The sequence below is a fragment of the Bacillus sp. BK450 genome (genome assembly GCF_004364885.1).
Lineage (GTDB): Bacteria > Bacillota > Bacilli > Bacillales > Bacillaceae > Bacillus > Bacillus safensis.
Genome location: NZ_SOBQ01000002.1, coordinates 449,782 through 467,942, shown reverse-complemented (window position 1 = coordinate 467,942; position 18,161 = coordinate 449,782). Strand labels below are relative to the sequence as shown.

Annotated in this window: 18 protein-coding genes and 1 other annotated feature; of the genes, 16 read left to right on the top strand and 2 right to left on the bottom strand. The window is 41.7% G+C overall.

What is annotated here, in order from left to right; genetic code table 11:
- Positions 1-26: 26 nt before the first annotated feature.
- The 14 genes from EV579_RS07605 to EV579_RS07540 all read left to right on the top strand — a co-directional run bounded on the left by EV579_RS07605 (position 27) and on the right by EV579_RS07540 (position 13,895).
- Positions 27-425 (top strand): cytidine deaminase, encoded by a 399-nt coding sequence (locus EV579_RS07605; RefSeq protein WP_008356263.1) that lies wholly within the window; start codon positions 27-29, stop codon positions 423-425.
- Positions 418-1,323, top strand: a complete 906-nt coding sequence (gene era / locus EV579_RS07600; protein WP_007501305.1) for a GTPase Era — start codon at positions 418-420, stop codon at positions 1,321-1,323. The genes EV579_RS07605 and era overlap by 8 nt, the downstream gene beginning before the upstream one ends.
- A gap of 148 nt (positions 1,324-1,471) precedes the next feature.
- On the top strand, positions 1,472-1,615 hold the full coding sequence (locus EV579_RS07595) for a YqzL family protein (RefSeq protein WP_003217288.1): 144 nt from the start codon (positions 1,472-1,474) through the stop codon (positions 1,613-1,615).
- Positions 1,616-1,650: 35 nt separating this feature from the next.
- A complete protein-coding gene (gene recO, locus EV579_RS07590) occupies positions 1,651-2,421 on the top strand; it encodes a DNA repair protein RecO (RefSeq protein ID WP_024423019.1) in 771 nt (256 codons plus the stop codon).
- A gap of 39 nt (positions 2,422-2,460) precedes the next feature.
- Positions 2,461-2,640 (top strand) — a binding site (T-box leader).
- Positions 2,641-2,751: 111 nt separating this feature from the next.
- Entirely contained in the window at positions 2,752-3,639 is an 888-nt protein-coding gene (gene glyQ / locus EV579_RS07585; protein WP_012010611.1) for a glycine--tRNA ligase subunit alpha, read from the top strand.
- Complete coding sequence (glyS, locus tag EV579_RS07580; RefSeq protein ID WP_133744213.1) at positions 3,632-5,677, top strand: glycine--tRNA ligase subunit beta; 2,046 nt, start codon at positions 3,632-3,634, stop codon at positions 5,675-5,677. Before glyQ ends, glyS begins: the two co-directional genes overlap by 8 nt.
- Positions 5,678-5,844: 167 nt before the next feature.
- Entirely contained in the window at positions 5,845-6,483 is a 639-nt protein-coding gene (ccpN, locus tag EV579_RS07575; RefSeq protein ID WP_024423017.1) for a transcriptional regulator CcpN, read from the top strand.
- Between the two features lie 25 nt (positions 6,484-6,508).
- The gene (locus EV579_RS07570; RefSeq protein WP_008342399.1) at positions 6,509-7,330 is read left to right on the top strand and encodes a pyruvate, water dikinase regulatory protein; all 822 of its coding nucleotides are present in this window, start codon (positions 6,509-6,511) and stop codon (positions 7,328-7,330) included.
- A 261-nt stretch (positions 7,331-7,591) separates the two neighbouring features.
- Positions 7,592-8,092, top strand: a complete 501-nt coding sequence (locus tag EV579_RS07565) for a YaiI/YqxD family protein (RefSeq protein WP_024423016.1) — start codon at positions 7,592-7,594, stop codon at positions 8,090-8,092.
- Positions 8,093-8,125: 33 nt separating this feature from the next.
- Positions 8,126-9,955, top strand: coding sequence for a DNA primase (dnaG, locus tag EV579_RS07560; protein WP_024423015.1), 1,830 nt, complete (start codon positions 8,126-8,128; stop codon positions 9,953-9,955).
- Between the two features lie 206 nt (positions 9,956-10,161).
- The gene (gene rpoD, locus EV579_RS07555) at positions 10,162-11,283 is read left to right on the top strand and encodes an RNA polymerase sigma factor RpoD (RefSeq protein ID WP_008342392.1); all 1,122 of its coding nucleotides are present in this window, start codon (positions 10,162-10,164) and stop codon (positions 11,281-11,283) included.
- A 301-nt stretch (positions 11,284-11,584) separates the two neighbouring features.
- Entirely contained in the window at positions 11,585-11,944 is a 360-nt protein-coding gene (gene cccA / locus EV579_RS07550; RefSeq protein WP_024423014.1) for a cytochrome c550, read from the top strand.
- A 120-nt stretch (positions 11,945-12,064) separates the two neighbouring features.
- A complete protein-coding gene (locus EV579_RS07545) occupies positions 12,065-12,781 on the top strand; it encodes a tRNA (adenine(22)-N(1))-methyltransferase (protein ID WP_133744212.1) in 717 nt (238 codons plus the stop codon).
- Complete coding sequence (locus EV579_RS07540; protein WP_133744211.1) at positions 12,774-13,895, top strand: Nif3-like dinuclear metal center hexameric protein; 1,122 nt, start codon at positions 12,774-12,776, stop codon at positions 13,893-13,895. Before EV579_RS07545 ends, EV579_RS07540 begins: the two co-directional genes overlap by 8 nt.
- A gap of 37 nt (positions 13,896-13,932) precedes the next feature.
- Here EV579_RS07540 and EV579_RS07535 read toward each other — a convergent pair whose 3' ends face one another.
- Positions 13,933-14,877: a 4-hydroxy-3-methylbut-2-enyl diphosphate reductase gene (locus EV579_RS07535; protein ID WP_024423011.1), complete on the bottom strand. Its 945-nt coding sequence runs from the start codon at positions 14,875-14,877 to the stop codon at positions 13,933-13,935.
- Between the two features lie 157 nt (positions 14,878-15,034).
- A complete protein-coding gene (gene vrrA, locus EV579_RS07530; protein WP_133744210.1) occupies positions 15,035-15,739 on the bottom strand; it encodes a VrrA/YqfQ family protein in 705 nt (234 codons plus the stop codon).
- 155 nt (positions 15,740-15,894) lie between these two features.
- Here vrrA and EV579_RS07525 point away from each other — a divergent pair, with 155 nt between their 5' ends.
- Both EV579_RS07525 and EV579_RS07520 read left to right on the top strand, forming a co-directional pair.
- Positions 15,895-17,214: a DEAD/DEAH box helicase gene (locus tag EV579_RS07525; protein WP_133744209.1), complete on the top strand. Its 1,320-nt coding sequence runs from the start codon at positions 15,895-15,897 to the stop codon at positions 17,212-17,214.
- A gap of 9 nt (positions 17,215-17,223) precedes the next feature.
- Positions 17,224-18,117 carry a deoxyribonuclease IV gene (locus EV579_RS07520; RefSeq protein ID WP_024427965.1) on the top strand — a complete coding sequence of 298 codons (894 nt, stop codon included), beginning with the start codon at positions 17,224-17,226 and terminating at the stop codon, positions 18,115-18,117.
- Positions 18,118-18,161 lie beyond the last annotated feature (44 nt).

Here is an 18,161-nt window from a genome sequence, read left to right as displayed (position 1 = left end):
ATTTCTTCTGAAAGTGGGAACTAGGAATGAACAAACAAGAGTTGATTTCAGAAGCAATCAAAGCAAGAGATTTTGCATATGTACCCTATTCTAAATTCAAAGTCGGTGCAGCATTACTGTCGAATGATGGAAAAGTGTATGGCGGCTGCAACATTGAAAATGCAGCATATGGTATGTGTAATTGTGCGGAAAGAACAGCACTTTTTAAAGCCTATTCAGAAGGCATTACATCTTTTCAAATGTTAGCAGTGGTGGCTGATACAGACCGGCCTGTTTCGCCGTGCGGCGCATGCAGACAGGTCATTTCAGAGCTATGTGCACCTGATATGCCAGTGATTCTAACGAACTTAAAAGGACATATATACGAAACAACAGTAAACGAACTATTGCCAGGCGCATTTTCACCGGAGGATTTAAATGACTAACGAAAGCTTCAAATCAGGATTTGTATCAATTATTGGAAGACCAAATGTAGGGAAATCAACTTTTCTTAATCGTGTCATTGGACAAAAGATCGCCATCATGAGCGATAAGCCCCAAACGACGAGAAACAAAGTGCAAGGTGTTCTGACAACAAACACATCACAAACGATCTTTATCGATACACCGGGGATTCATAAACCTAAGCATAAGCTTGGTGATTTTATGATGAGGGTGGCTCAAAATACACTGAAGGAAGTCGACCTGATCTTGTTTATGATCAACGCACAGGAAGGCTATGGCAAAGGGGATGAATTCATCATTGAACGACTAAAGCAAACATCTACACCGGTGTTCCTAGTCGTCAATAAAATTGACCAAATTCATCCAGATGAACTGTTCCTTTTAATTGATGAATACCGCACACGTTATCCATTCAAGGAAATTGTGCCCATTTCAGCTCTTGAAGGAAACAATATCGACACGCTTCTTCAGCAGATTGAAGGTTATCTTCCAGAGGGCCCTCAATTTTATCCGGCAGATCAAGTAACAGATCATCCAGAACGGTTTATTATTTCTGAATTAATTCGTGAAAAAGTGCTGCATTTAACGAGAGAAGAGATTCCGCATAGTATTGCGGTTGCGATTGAATCGATTAAGCCAGATGAAAATGGCAAGATCCATGTCGCGGCGACCATTGTCGTAGAACGAGATTCGCAAAAAGGGATCGTCATTGGTAAACGAGGCAGCTTGTTAAAAGAAGTGGGACAAAAAGCGCGCAGAGATATTGAAGCACTTCTAGGCTCAAAAGTGTATTTAGAGCTTTGGGTCAAAGTTCAGAAGGACTGGCGTAATAAATCCACTCACCTGCGTGACTTCGGATTTAGAGAAGACGAATATTAAAAAATCGCTGCATTTGTCAGCAATTCTGACAATGGTGCGGTTCGATTAGTAAAAATTGTTTATCATGAAATGGAGGTAGCCTGGTCAAGATAAAATTAATATGTTGGATGTAGCGTTGCTGCTTCTAATAAAGAAAGGTGGGGTTTTTATGTTGAATTTTACATGGAACGTATTTTCACAAACAGGAAGCGTTGACACGTATCTGCTTTTCAAAGAGTTAGAAAAGGAGAACCTGGAAAGACCCGATGTACTTGAAGAAGAAATAGCACGATTTGATTTTCCAATCTTATAATTCTTGACCCCCTCCAGCGCTCGGAGTGTAGACAAATGCTCATTAAAAGTGAAGGAATCGTCCTTAGAACAACAGATTATGGCGAAACAAACAAAATTGTCACGCTGCTCACTAGAGAACATGGAAAAATTGGCGTGATGGCCAGAGGCGCTAAAAAATCAAACAGCCGCCTGTCAGCCATAAGCCAGCCGTTTTTATACGGCACCTTTCTCATCCAATCATCAACAGGACTTGGAACGCTCCAGCAAGGCGAAATGATTGAAAGTATGCGGGCCATTCGGGAAGACTTATTTCTGACCGCATATGCCGCATATATGACGGAATTAATGGATAAAGGGACAGAAGAAAAAAAGCCAAACCCTTATTTGTTTGAGCTTCTGCTTCAATCTCTGCGTCATCTCAACGAAGGCACAGATGCTGATATTATTTTATTTATCGTAGAGGTCAAAATGTTATCAGTGATGGGGATGAAGCCTGAACTTGATCAATGTGTCCACTGTGGTCAAAAAGAAGGGCAGTTCCATTTCTCGATAAGAGATAACGGCTTCATTTGCCAAAATTGTTTTTCGAAAGATCCATATAAACTGCCCTTATCCCCCGCAGCTGCAAGGCTGCTCCGTTTGTTTCATTATTTTGATTTATCAAGGCTTGGTCAGGTTGATGTGAAACAGCAGACGAAACAAGAAATTCGTCAAGTGCTTGATCACTACTATGACGAATATTCCGGCCTCTATTTAAAATCAAAAAAATTCATGAATCAGATGGAATCCATGAAAAAGCTAATGGGTGACGAAAACAAAAGTTGACATCTCCCATGACTTTTTGTAAGATCATCTAAGATAAAATATGTTGCATTGACAGAAAGAAGTACTTACGTAAAATCCATAAAAGCGACCTTAGGGCGGTGTGAGCTAAGGATGGAGGCGTAACGAAAGGCATTCTTGAGCAACGTAAAACAAAGCGGCTGGGTGCTAAGACACCAGCAAATAGGGTGGAACCGCGGGAAAAAAACTCTCGTCCCTATGTTTGCAAGAACCTTGCGAGCATAGAGACGGGAGTTTTTGTGTTCTCTTACAAGGTTCTAATCCCACCCGCCATACATAGCGGTTGGTCTAGAAAAGATGGAGGTGCGATCATTGAATATTCAAGACATGATTTTGACGCTGCAAAAGCATTGGTCAAACGAAGGCTGCGTATTAATGCAGGCGTATGACACAGAAAAAGGTGCCGGAACGATGAGTCCATACACGTTCCTCAGAAGCATTGGCCCAGAGCCGTGGAAGGTAGCATATGTAGAGCCTTCAAGACGCCCGGCTGATGGCAGATATGGAGAAAACCCAAATAGATTGTATCAGCATCACCAATTTCAAGTGATCATTAAGCCATCACCTGACAATATTCAAGAGCTATATCTTGAATCATTGAAGGCACTTGGCATTGACCCGCTGAAACATGATATTCGTTTTGTGGAAGACAACTGGGAAAATCCATCTCTTGGCTGTGCAGGACTTGGCTGGGAAGTATGGCTTGATGGGATGGAAATTACGCAGTTCACTTATTTCCAACAAGTCGGCGGCTTAGAATGTAAGCCCGTTTCTGTTGAAATCACATACGGTATTGAACGTCTTGCTTCTTACATCCAGGACAAAGAAAATGTCTTCGATCTTGAATGGACAGACGGATTTACGGTCAGAGATTTATTCTTAATGGCTGAATACGAGCACTCTGTTTATACATTTGAAACATCTAATACTGACATGCTGTTCGAGCTATTTACAACCTATGAGAAAGAAGCACATAGCCAAATGGACAAAGGGCTTGTTCACCCGGCATACGATTATGTCCTCAAATGCTCTCATACGTTTAACCTGCTCGATGCAAAGGGTGCTATTTCTGTGACTGAGCGAACTGGTTATATCGGAAGAGTGCGTCAGTTAGCAAGAAAAGTAGCCAAAACCTATTATGAAGAACGCGAAAAACTGGGATTCCCTATGCTAAAAGAGGAGGCGGCTTCTCATGAATAAACAAGATGTATTACTTGAAATCGGCTTAGAAGAGATGCCGGCTCGTTTCATGCCAGAGAGCACAAAACAGCTAGGTGAGAAAGTAAAAGCATGGTTTGAAACGCAAAATATTTCATTCGAAGAAACTGCTTTATTTAACTCACCTAGACGTCTTGCTGTACTTGTGAAAGGTGTCGCAGAAAAACAAGAAGACATCAAAGAAGAAGCAAAAGGCCCGGCTAAAAAAATTGCCCAAGATGCTGAAGGCAATTGGACAAAAGCAGCTGAGGGCTTTGCCAGAGGACAAGGTGCTTCAACAGATGATCTCTATTTCAAAGAGATTAAAGGAGTGGATTATGTCCATGTCCAAAAATTTCAAGAAGGAAAGCAAGTCAAAGACCTTCTGCCAGCGTTAGGTGAAATCGCTGCTTCATTAAGCTTTCCAAAGAACATGAGATGGGGAAGCGAGGATTTACGTTATATCCGCCCGATTAAATGGATTGTTTGTTTATTTGGAAAAGAGATTGTACCTGTTGAAATTGCTGGGGTGAAAAGCGGTCGTGAGACTAGAGGACACCGTTTTCTTGGAACGACAGCCAGCATTGACACACCCGCTTCCTATGAACAAACATTGCGCGATCAATTTGTGATTGCAGACTCAGAGAAAAGAAAACAAATCATTACTGAACAGCTAGATGCGCTATCTACAGAAAAAGGCTGGGTCATTCCTGTTGATCCTGAACTTTTAGAAGAAGTGAACGACCTTGTAGAATATCCAACTGTGCTGTCTGGTTCCTTTGAAGAAGAGTTTCTTGCATTACCGGAAGAAGTATTGGTGACGACAATGAAAGAGCATCAGCGCTACTTCCCTGTGAAAAATGAGCAAGGGGAATTATTGCCGCACTTTATTACAGTCAGAAATGGAAACAGTGAGGCGCTGGAAAATGTCGCAAGAGGGAATGAAAAAGTACTTCGTGCGCGTTTATCAGATGCTGCATTCTTCTATAAAGAAGACGAAAAACTAGTGATTGAAGACAATATTAAAAAGCTTGATAAAGTGGTATTCCATGAGAAACTTGGAACAATCGGCGACAAGCTGAAGAGAGTGACAGACATTGCAACTCGTCTAGCGGTGCATGTCGGAGCAGATGACGAAACCACTAAACGTGTGGCGAGAGCAGCAAGTATTTCGAAGTTTGACCTTGTGACTCAAATGGTCTATGAATTCCCAGAATTACAAGGAATCATGGGTGAGAAATATGCAAGAGCTCTTGGTGAACATGAAGAAGTAGCAAGAAGCATCAACGAGCACTATATGCCGCGCTTTGCTGGTGACGAGGCGCCATCCACTTTGATTGGTGCGATTGTGGCAGTAGCAGATAAGCTTGATTCTATTTGTTCATTCTTCTCAATTGATGTGATCCCAACGGGTTCTCAAGACCCTTATGGACTTAGAAGACAAGCGAGCGGTATCGTTCAAATCCTGCTCGACCGTCATTGGAATATTTCATTTAAAGAGCTGTTAGCACTTGCTCAAGTAAAGGCAGAACATGAAGCTGCTCTGATTGAATTTTTAACGCATCGTTTAAAATATGTTCTTCAAGCAGAGCATATCCGCCATGATGTTGTTGATGCAGTGCTGGATGTTGAAAATATTGAGCCATATGCAGTCGTCAAAAAAGCAGCTGTTCTTGAAGAGAGTGTGAAACAAGAAAGCTTCAAAGAAACGGCTGAAGCATTGGGTCGCGTCATTTCAATCAGTAAAAAAGGGGAAGACGCAGAGATTCAGCCTGAACTGTTTGAAAATGAACATGAGCAAAAGCTGTTTGAGGCGTATCAGCAAGTAGAGAAAGCTGTAAAGGAACATGTAGCAGCAGGACAATACAGCTTGGCTCTTGAGGCGCTGGATACGTTAAAAACACCGATTGTTCATTATTTCGATCATACAATGGTTCATGCGGATGATGAAAAACTGAAGCGAAATCGTTTGGCACAAATGGTCAAACTAGCCAAAGTCATTCAATCATTTGCGAATATGAACAATTTAATTGTAAAATAAATACCTAAGAACGGTTGCCTTTTCCGAAGGGCAATCGTTTTTTACTCATTTAATTCACGGTTTTTGAGTGGATTTTTGTTTCATTCGGACAAAGATGCGCTATAATATGATGAGTTATGAAAATGATATACATAAAATAAAGATTTCGCTCTCTCTATTTAAAGGTGGTGAGTACAATCGAGTTAAATAAACGGCAAGAGCAGATTTTACAGATTGTCAAAGAGAATGGTCCGATCACTGGAGAGCATATCGCCGATCGGCTGAACTTAACAAGGGCGACCCTCAGACCGGATTTAGCCATTTTAACAATGTCAGGCTTTTTAGAAGCAAGACCAAGGGTCGGCTACTTTTTCACAGGAAAAACAGGCACGCAGCTTCTCGCAGATAAGCTGAAAAAACTTCAAGTGAAAGACTTTCAATCCATTCCAGTGGTGATACATGAGAATGTTTCGGTTTATGATGCGATTTGTACAATGTTTTTAGAGGATGTGGGCACATTATTCGTTGTGGACGATCACTCTATTTTAACAGGCGTGTTATCAAGAAAAGACCTCCTTCGTGCAAGTATAGGGAAACAGGAGCTTCCATCTATCCCTGTCCATATTATTATGACAAGAATGCCGAACATCACCGTTTGCCGCAAGGAAGATTTCATTATGGATGTGGCGAAGCACTTGATTGAAAAGCAAATAGATGCACTTCCTGTGATAAAAGATACGGATAAAGGTTTTGAAGTGGTCGGAAGAATTACGAAAACAAACATGACGAAAATACTTGTCAGCTTATCGGAGAACGAAATAATCTAATGACAGAAGACTGCGAGGGGATGTTATGAGTAATCGCGTAATTTTTGTGGTATCAGATTCAGTTGGAGAAACGGCAGAGCTCGTGGTCAAAGCGGCACTTAGCCAATTTGATGGCGGCTCATCAGACCATTCAAATATTAGAAGAATCCCGTATGTAGAGGATGTTGGTACGATTAAAGAAGTCATTTCACTGGCGAAAGCAGATAATGGGATCGTCTGCTTTACTCTTGTTGTGCCAGAAATGCGCCAATTCTTAATCGAGGAAGCAGAAGCAAACGGTGTCGTTTATTATGACATCATCGGTCCGCTCATTGATAAAATGGAGACGGCATATGGAAATGAAGCGAAACATGAGCCGGGTCGTGTACGTCAATTAGATGAGGACTATTTTAAAAAGGTAGAAGCCATCGAGTTCGCTGTGAAATACGATGACGGCAGAGACCCTAGAGGTATTCTAAAGGCTGATATTGTACTCATTGGTGTATCGCGCACGTCTAAGACACCATTATCTCAATATTTGGCACATAAACGGCTGAAGGTAGCGAACGTGCCAATTGTACCTGAAGTTGATCCGCCAGAAGAGTTATTTTCAGTTGATCCGAAGAAATGTATCGGTTTGAAAATTAGTCCAGACAAACTAAATCATATTCGCAAAGAGCGTTTAAAATCTCTTGGTTTAAATGATCGCGCTATTTATGCGAACATTGAGCGGATTAAAGAGGAACTAGAGTATTTTGAAAAAGTGGTTGACCGCATTAACTGTCAAGTCGTTGATGTATCGAATAAAGCAGTTGAGGAAACGGCAAATGTCATTCATCAAATGCTGACCAAAAGAGGTTCCGAATAAACTCAGGATGCTCCTCCTGGGTTTTTCCTATGGTGGGAAACGGGTAAACAAAAACAATGGCATATTTGCTGCATTTGTATTATAATAAAAAATTGTGATAAAATGATTGATTTTAGGTTTAAGTTAAGTCAAGAACGAATAAACTAATATTGGCAGAAGTCAAGTGATTCTGAACATAACTTTTCGACAAAATGAGTTTTACTGTTGATTGCTTTATAGGGGAAAAGTATGGTCTTTTTGCTTCTCTAAAGCAGGAATAAGGTGGAGGGATGGAGAATTAGTCACCTGAATGAACGTAAAAAAGAGAGGACGATTTATGTCGATGCAGATGCTTGTCCTGTAAAAGACGAAATCCTTTCTGTCGCATCTCAATTTCAAGTACCAGTGACGTTCATTGCTTCATATGAGCATTTTCAAACCAAAAGATCTCCACTAGAAGATTGGCGGTTTGTAGATACACATAAGGAAGCAGCGGATTTAGTCATTGCAAACTCAGCTGCCGCACATGATATTGTCGTCACCCAAGATATTGGTCTTGCCTCCTTACTGCTTCCGAGACAGGTCATTGTTCTGTCTGAAAGAGGACGAATGTACACAAACGAAACAATTGATTTTGATTTGGAACGCAGGCATGTTTCCAGCAAACAGCGAAGAAAAGGTGTATACGGAAAAGGTCCCAAAAAGCTTTTAGAAGAGGATAAGAAGCGATTTATGGCGCAACTACAAAAAATCCTGTCGAATCATGAAGGATTTTTAAATTAAAAGGCGAATAATGTACGACGGAGTGTTATTAGGATGAGCAAACGTATACCAGATGAACTTTTGGAGCAGATCCAAAAAAACGCAGACATTGTCGAAGTGATTGGAGAATACGTACAGCTTAGAAAGCAAGGTCGAAATTACTTCGGTCTTTGTCCATTCCATGGTGAAAATACTCCTTCATTCTCTGTTTCAGCAGATAAGCAAATCTTCCATTGTTTTGGCTGTGGTGCAGGAGGCAATGTGTTTTCGTTCCTCAGACAAATGGAAGGCTACTCATTTATTGAAGCCGTTTCACATGTGGCTGATAAGTACCATATTGATCTGCCTGATCAGGTGGCGAATGCTCAGATGAGTTCCTCTCAGCAAGAGGACACTGCAGATCATAAAATGATTGAGGCCCATGAGCTTCTTAAGAAATTTTACCACCATTTGCTGGTAAATACAAAGGAAGGTCAAAACGCACTCGATTATTTACGGTCCAGGGGCTTTACGGATGAAACAATTGCCAAGTTTGAGATCGGGTATGCTCTTGATTCTTGGGATTTCGTGACCAAGTTTTTAGAAAAACGAGGATTTGATCCTGTGATGATGGAGAAGGCTGGTCTTTTGATTCAACGTGAAAACGGCACAGGCTTTTTTGACCGCTTTAGAGATCGTGTCATGTTTCCCATTCATGATCATCATGGAACGGTCATCGCTTTTTCCGGAAGATCGCTTGGTGATCAGCAGCCTAAATATATGAATAGTCCTGAAACGCCGCTTTTTCATAAAAGTAAGCTGCTTTATCACTTTCATGACGCACGTATGCATATTCGCAAACGCGAACGGGCGGTTCTTTTTGAAGGATTTGCAGACGTCATCTCAGCTGTTACATCAGGTGTCGGTGAAAGTGTTGCAACAATGGGTACGTCTCTTACAGAAGAGCACGTAAAGCTTCTCAGGCGGAACGTAGAAGAGATCATCCTTTGCTATGACTCTGATACGGCCGGATACGAAGCGACCATGAAAGCATCAGATTTGCTTGGAAAAAGAGGATGTAAAGTTCGCGTTGCCATGATACCAGATGGACTTGATCCAGATGATTACATTCGTAAATATGGCGGCGAGAAATTTAGGAATGACATCATAGATGCAAGTGTGACATTAATGACGTTTAAGATGAATTTTTTCCGAAGAGGAAAAAACTTATCAGACGAAGGAGACCGTCTTACTTATATGAAGCAGGTTCTCCGAGAAATCAGCCGGTTAAACGGCTCTTTGGAGCAAGAGATTTACATGAAACAGCTTGCTGGGGAGTTTTCGATCTCACTTGATTCATTAAAAGAACAACTGGAGCTGTTTGAAAAACAGCAGCGGCAAGAAACCAAAAGCACGCAGGAAGAAAACGGGCTTGAAAAACGTCGTGCACATCTGTCAACACAAGTGAGAAGAAAGCGTCTGCGGCCGGCATATGAAAATGCAGAGCGAATGCTGCTTGCTCATATGTTAAAAAGCGATGACGTGATCCGCAAAGTACTTGACAGAATCGGGATTGAATTTAATATAGATTCGCACAGGGCGCTGGCAACGTACATTTATGCCTTGTATGAAGAAGGCAAAGAACCAACGCCGCAGCACCTGATGAACCGGATAGAAGATGATGTCATGAATCAGCTGTTGACGGATATATTGATGATTCAAGTCGGAGACGAACTCAGTGAAGCTGAATTAAGTGATTATGTAAAAAAAGTGTTGAATCATCGGAATTTGTCAATGATAAAGGAAAAAGAACTAGAACGTGCAGAAGCGGAGAGGCAAAAAGATTTCTTCAAAGCGGCAACACTTGCAAAAGAAATTATTCAGTTGAACCGTTCGCTGAAGTAATACGTCTATTATTAATGACAGGACTTACGGCTGGCAATGAATCCTTTACGGGAGGAGCATAAGACCGCAAGCATCTTGCCTTCATCATTATTTATTTTATTTCCTATTTGCTTCGTCATCTGTTTGATAGAGAGAGAAAAGCAGGGCGGAAGTAAATCGCAAGTTACTTTAGAATTCGTTGCAAGCTTTGGAAGGAGGGATCCATAATGGCTGATAAACAAGCCCACGAAACCGAAACTGAATTAACCTTTGAACAGGTGAGAGATAAGCTCACTGAAACGGGTAAAAAACGGGGCGTTTTAACATACGAAGAAATTGCAGAGCGTATGTCTAGCTTTGAAATTGAATCAGACCAAATGGATGAATACTATGAATACTTAGGCGAACAGGGTGTAGAGCTCATTAGTGAAAACGAAGAGACAGAAGACCCAAATGTTCAGCAGCTGGCTAAAGCAGAAGAAGAATTTGACCTGAATGATTTAAGCGTACCACCAGGTGTCAAAATCAATGATCCTGTTCGTATGTACTTAAAAGAAATCGGACGCGTCAATTTGTTATCTGCTAAAGAAGAAATTACGTATGCTCAAAAGATCGAAGAGGGCGATGAGGAATCAAAAAGAAGATTAGCGGAAGCGAACCTTCGTCTCGTTGTCAGCATTGCGAAACGCTATGTCGGTCGTGGTATGCTGTTCCTTGACTTGATTCAAGAAGGAAACATGGGTCTGATGAAGGCGGTTGAGAAGTTTGATTACCGCAAAGGATATAAATTCTCAACATATGCGACTTGGTGGATTAGACAGGCGATCACACGTGCGATTGCCGATCAGGCGAGAACAATCCGGATCCCGGTTCATATGGTGGAAACGATTAATAAATTGATCCGTGTTCAAAGACAGCTTCTGCAAGACCTAGGCAGAGAACCAACGCCTGAGGAAATTGCTGAAGACATGGATTTAACTCCAGAAAAGGTAAGAGAGATTCTTAAAATTGCGCAAGAGCCTGTATCTTTAGAAACACCTATTGGTGAAGAAGATGACTCGCATCTTGGTGATTTTATCGAAGACCAAGAGGCGACATCTCCATCTGACCACGCTGCGTACGAACTCTTAAAAGAGCAGCTTGAAGATGTATTAGACACGCTGACGGACCGTGAAGAAAATGTGCTAAGACTACGTTTCGGACTAGACGACGGAAGAACTCGCACGTTAGAAGAGGTTGGAAAGGTGTTCGGCGTAACAAGAGAGCGTATCAGACAAATTGAAGCGAAAGCTCTTCGTAAATTAAGACACCCAAGCAGAAGTAAACGATTAAAAGACTTCTTAGAGTAGAAACCGGACGGATCTTGAAAGAGATCCGTTCTTTCTTATCAAAAATGAAAACGCTTTTTTCAATCTGATTATATTTTACTGAATAACAAATGAATTTGCAACGTTCTTAGAGAAAAGATGTATAAAAAATACATCTAAATGTGCTGAAGGCTTCATTTCTCATCTAGAATCATTTTTGTCTAATCTGTGAACTTGACCAAAGTTTTGTATCATAATTCGTTTACTTTTTGTAAAATTAAAGTAGAATTAGAATTGTTTGCATAGTCTCAAAGGGGTTTTCACAAAGGGGAGGATGAAAGAAATGAAACGGAATCCACTTATACCATTTTTATTGATTGCCATTTTAGGTATTGGACTCACTTTTTTCTTATCAATGAAGGGGCTGAAAGATGAAGAAAAAATTGCCTCTGGGGGCAAAGAGCAAAAGCAAGAAGAGACAGCAAATGCAACGCCGGAAGAATTGTATAAGCAGAACTGCATAAGCTGTCACGGGGAAAACTATGAAGGCGGCGCAGGTCCTGCATTAAAAGGTGTTGGAGACAAGCTTGAAGTAGCTGACATCAAGAAGAAAATTCAAGAAGGCGGCAACGGGATGCCAGGCGGGCTGATTCCAAATGAAAAGCTCGATGAAATGGCGGAATGGGTGTCTAAAATTAAATAATCTTATACAAAAAGCTCTTTTTCAAAAGAAGAGCTTTTTTCATTTGAAAACGACTTTTAAAAAGTCCATAATTTATATAAGATAGACAAGTATGAACATTAAAGAAAAGTAGTGATACGTATGAATGAAATGAATTTATCGAAACGATTAAAAAAAGTCGCGGACTTTTTACCAGATGAGGCAGTATTCGCTGATATCGGCTCAGACCATGCCTATTTGCCATGCTATGCGATTTTGCATCAAAAAGCAGTGAAAGCCATTGCTGGTGAAATTACTGATGGACCGCTTCAATCGGCGCAGCAGCAAGTACATAGACTTGAATTAGATGAACAGATATCGGTCAGAAAAGGAAATGGCCTTGAAGTCATTGAAAAAGGCGAAGTGAATGCAGTGACGATTGCAGGTATGGGCGGGGCACTCATCGCAAGCATTCTAAATGAAGGAAGGCATAAGCTCGCCGGCCATGAGCGGCTCATTCTTCAGCCGAATATCCATGCCCACCATATTCGTTTATGGCTTTATCAAGAGGGGTATGAATTGATAGATGAAGTCATTTTAGAAGAGGACGGCAAAATATACGAAATCATCATCGCAGAAAAAGGCGATAAAGATAAAGCCTATAAAGGAATGTCACTTGAAGCAGGCATGCTGGTTGGTCCGTTTCTTGCGAAAGAGCAAAATGACGTTTTCCAGCGCAAGTGGATGCAAGAGCTTCAGCATATGGAGAAGATAGAAAGTCAAATTCAGCAGGCGGCGCGGACAGAAGAAAATAAAGAACGCCTTGAAGAGCTGAATGAGAAAATAAAGATGCTAAAGGAGGTTTTGACTGTTGGCTAAAACAGTAAATGGGCATGAAATCATCCAATTGTTTGAACAATTTTCACCAAAGGTATACGCCATGGAAGGGGATAAAATTGGTCTTCAGATTGGGACTTTAAATAAAAAAGTAACCAATGTGATGATCACCTTGGATGTATTAGAGAATGTAGTAGATGAGGCGATCGAGCGAAAAGTGGATCTTATTATTGCTCACCATCCGCCGATTTTTCGACCATTAAAACATGTAGCGACGGATCAGCCGGCTGGACGGATCATTGAAAAATGCATCAAACATGATATTGCGGTATATGTGGCACATACGAATTTAGACGTAGCTGATGGCGGAGTCAACGACCTGCTTGCTGAGGCCTTAGAGCTTGAAGAAACAAGAGTGTTAGTGCCGACATACGAAGATCCAATCAAACAGCTTGCTCTGTATGTCCCAGAGGAATTTGAAGAGGCCATCCGGACAGCTTTAGGAAATGCGGGCGCCGGCCATATTGGCAACTACAGCCATTGTGCGTTTTCAAATGAAGGGACAGGCAGCTTTTTGCCATCAGAAGAAGCTGAGCCGTTTATTGGTGAATCGGGTCAATTAGAATTTGTGAAAGAAGTGCGGATTGAAACCATTTTCCCAGCAAGTATAGAAAAACAAGTGATTCGCGAAATGATCAAAGCACATCCTTATGAAGAAGTCGCCTATAGTGTACACACGACAGACCTTCCTCCTATTCAAAAAGGTCTTGGCCGTATTGGAGAGCTAAATGAGCCAATGACACTGATAGATTTCACACAATTTGTGAAAACGAAGCTAGATGTGAATGGTGCTCGTTTTGTAGGAGACCAAAACGCTGTTGTGAAAAAAGTGGCGGTGCTTGGCGGAGACGGAAATAAATATATCCATCAAGCGAAAAGAATGGGTGCAGATGTGTATGTGACAGGAGACCTTTATTTCCATGTGGCGCACGATGCCATGATGCTAGGGCTGAACGTTGTGGACCCAGGACATTATGCTGAAAAGATTATGAAAGAGGGCGTAAAGGCGAAGCTTCAATCGCTATGTGCGGATAAAAAATATGACGTACAGCTCTTTGTTTCTGAATCAAACACAAACCCATTTCAATTTATGTAAACAAAAAACGTCAGAGCATATCCGCTCTGACGTTTCTTTATTTCTTTGTTTTGACGCGAGGTAAAATTTTAGAAAGAGGAACGGTTCGTTCAATCTTCCAAGTTGTTTCATCATCTGGTTCATAGTTTTCTAAGAAACGAATGACTTCCTTTGTAATAGGTGTTGGTGTTGAAGCACCAGCAGTAACGGCAACGGTTTTGACGCCCTGCAGCCACTCCAGCTTGAGTTCACTTAAGTCGCCAATACGGTAAGCCTGCGTTCCGGCGATCTCCATTGACACTTGTGCGAGACGGTTAGAGTTATTACTTTTTGGATCGCCGACAACAATGGTTAAATCGGCTTGGCCAGCTTGCTGCGATACAGCTTCCTGACGCACCTGTGTCGCAAGGCAAATTTCTTGATGATACTCGACGTGAGGGTATTTCTCTTTAATCAGCTCCATCAGGTCGTGGACATCCCATTGAGACATCGTCGTTTGGTTCGTGATGAGCAGTTTTTCTGATGTTAAATCGAGTGCCTCAATGTCAGCTTCTGTTTCGACAAGATGTACCTTGTCAGGGGCTACTCCGACAGCTCCTTCTGGCTCAGGATGACCCTTTTTCCCAATATAAATAATGTCATAGCCATCGGCTGTTTTCTCTGAAATGAGTTCGTGTGTTTTCGTTACATCGGGACAGGTCGCATCAATGGCGACAAGGCCTTTTTCTTCTGCGATTTGACGAACCTCAGGAGAAACGCCGTGAGCTGTGAAAATGACTGTTCCACTTTCAACCTGCTTTAAAATGTCTAAGCGGTTTGGTCCGTCCAGTGTGTAAATGCCATCTTCTTCGAAGGCATCAGTGACATGTTTGTTGTGCACAATCATACCTAATATATAAATTGGGCGTGGCAAGTTCTTATCAAGTGCGGCATTTTTAGCAATGACCATTGCATCTACAACGCCATAGCAATAGCCACGCGGCGATATTTTAATTACATTCATTTATTCGTCCTCCTGTAGGGAAGTGCTGCTAGAGAAGAACAATATAAAAAGCCGTAAAAAACGGCTTTTTATCATTCTCTTGCTTCCATTATAGCCAAAGTAAGCGTATATATCAAAGATTGTTATACGCAGTGAACACTTCGCCGTTAAAAGATCACTAGACATATAGTTTTGGAACAGAGCTGCCAGATCTTTTTTTCGGTTTTGCTTCAGGAGCAGGTGATGTGTGAGGTGCTGTTTTTTTGACGAGGATGTCTTCTGGTTCTTTATTTTTTTCTATTTCGTCAGTTTGTGCTTCTTCCTCGTGCACTTCTGTTTCCGCGCTAGTCTCCGTTGATTCTGCATCAGCATCTTTTGCACTTTCTTCATCATCATCCGCACTGCCAAGCTGGCTGTACAGTTTAATCATCGCCGGCAAATTTCTCACTAAAGGACCGTATTGCTGAATCATTGGCGTAAATTGCTGCGCCATCCCGAGCACTTTTTGAACATTTCCTAACATGCTTGAGAGGGTCGCAGGATTTGTGAAGCTCTGGATTCCTTGTAATCCCGCACCACCTCCAGAGACTCCAGCTCCTCCTGCGCCAGGAAGAAATTTAGAGAGCATGCCTTTAATTCCTGCTCCGCCGCCTAGTGCACGGCTCTCACCTCCTGGAATTCCGCCCATCCCGGGTAAACCGCCTCCCTGTACAGATGGGGAGCGAGGCATCATTTGCTGAAATGGATTGCCTTGCCTTTGAAAAGGCTGTTGGATAGGAGGCTGCTGCCCTCTTTGAAATATTCCGGGCTGTCCGCCATTTCCAAGGTGCCGGCGTGAGGGACGGCGCGGCTGAAAATCGCCCATAGGCCTTTGCCCTAACATACTTGTACCTCCCTTACTGCATTCTCTTTCTCTTCATAGGTTATGCAAGGAAGCACCAATTGGTTTCCTGTAGGAAAAGCGGACATGGTTTTTTTACTGAAAATCAGCTATAATGAGGAGATGAGCAAAAAGGCATTGCCTTAAGGAGTGAAAACATGAAAGAAACGAAATTTACGACATATGAATTAAAGCCTTTTATTATAGATGCTATTCATGAACTAGGCTTTTATGAGCCGACTGATATTCAAAAAAGAATCATCCCTGCTGTTTTAAAAGGAGAAAGCGTGATTGGCCAGTCACAAACTGGAACAGGAAAAACTCATGCCTACTTACTGCCACTGATTCATTCAATTGATCCAAGCAAAGAGCAGGTACAAGTGGTGATTACTGCACCTACAAGAGAATTAGCCAATCAAATTTTCAAAGAAGCTCAAACGATTTTAAAGAATGCTTCTCCAGAAAAAGAGATCAAAGCAAAGCTTTACATTGGCGGAACGGACAAGCAGAAATCAATTCAAAAGCTAAAAAACCAGCCGCATTTGGTTGTCGGTACACCTGGACGTATTGCTGACCTCATTCATGAGCAGGCGCTGAATGTTTACAAAGCGACCTCTCTTGTTATTGATGAAGCTGATTTAATGTTGGATATGGGATTTTTAGAAGATGTGGACCGTATCGGTGCACAAATGCCAGAACAGCTGCAAATGCTTGTGTTCTCTGCAACCATCCCAGAAAAACTAAAGCCTTTCCTGAAAAAATATATGGACAATCCAAAGTATGCACATGTTGAACCAAGACGGATTACAGCTGAAAACATTCAGCATATTTTAGTTCCGTCTAAACAGCGTGATAAATTAAAATTGCTCCATGAAATGGTGACGAATGTACAGCCATATTTAGGGATCATTTTTGCCAATACAAAAACAACTGTTGATGAAATCGCATCGTTCCTACAAGAAAAAGGAATGAAAATCGGTGTGCTCCATGGCGGATTGACGCCGCGCGAACGTAAAAAAGTCATGAAACAAATTGAAGATTTGGAGTTCACTTATATTGTGGCATCTGATCTTGCAGCTCGCGGGATTGACATTAAAGGCGTCAGCCACGTGATTAACTATGAACTTCCATCTGATCTTGATTTTTATGTGCACCGCGTTGGAAGAACAGCTCGTGCGGGTTCATCTGGAATTGCCATGACCATTTATGAGCTGGCTGATGAGGATGCACTCATTCAAATTGAGAAAATGGGCGTTGTGTTTGAAAACAAAACCATTGTTCATGGTGAATGGCGAGATGCAGATGACCGTCTGAAGCGTCAAAGACGTAAAAAAGCCCCAAATGAAATTGAAGAAAAAGCAAAACGTCTTGTGAGAAAACCGAAAGCCGTCAAACCTGGATATAAAAAGAAAATGACACGTGAGATGGATAAAATCAAAAGACAGGAACGTAGAAAGTCAAAGCGTAATGGAAAGTAGGGGGAAACATTGTTAAAGATTGGTTCACATGTATCCATGAGCGGAAAACATATGCTTCTTGCAGCGAGTGAGGAAGCTGCCTCTTATGGTTCGAATACGTTTATGATTTATACAGGTGCACCGCAAAATACGCGCCGTAAAAAAATTGAAGACCTCAATATTGAAGCAGGACAAGCGCATATGAAAGAGCATGGCATGACGGATATCGTCGTGCATGCTCCGTATATTATCAATATTGGAAATACAGTGAATCCAGCGACATTTGAGCTTGGCGTAGACTTCCTTCGCTCTGAGATTGAGCGTACGGAAGCGCTGGGAGCAAGACAAATTGTTCTCCACCCGGGTGCGCATGTCGGAGCAGGGGCAGAGGCAGGGATTCAAAAAATCATTGAAGGTTTAAACGAAGTCATTGTGAAAGGTCAAGAGGTTCAAATTGCACTTGAAACAATGGCGGGAAAAGGATCAGAGTGCGGAAGAAGCTTTGAAGAGCTTGCCCAAATTATCGACGGAGTGACACATAACGAAGCTCTTTCTGTCTGCTTTGATACGTGTCACACGCACGATGCTGGTTATCCGATTGTGAGTGACTTTGATGGTGTATTAGAAGAATTTGATCGAATTGTTGGTATTGACCGAATCAAAGTTCTTCATATTAATGACAGTAAAAACGTGCAAGGCGCAAGAAAAGACCGACATGAAAATATCGGTTTTGGTGAAATTGGTTTCGATGCACTGAGCTATATTGTGCATCATCCGCAGCTTCAAGATGTGCCGAAAATTCTAGAAACGCCTTATGTAGGTGAAGATAAAAAGAACAAAAAACCACCTTACAAATTCGAAATTGCCATGCTGAAAGAAAAGCAATTTGATGAAGGCTTACTAGATAAAATTACGGGTCAGTAAAAAAGGATGCAACATGTTGAGGTGCCGCTAAATGCGGCCCTTTT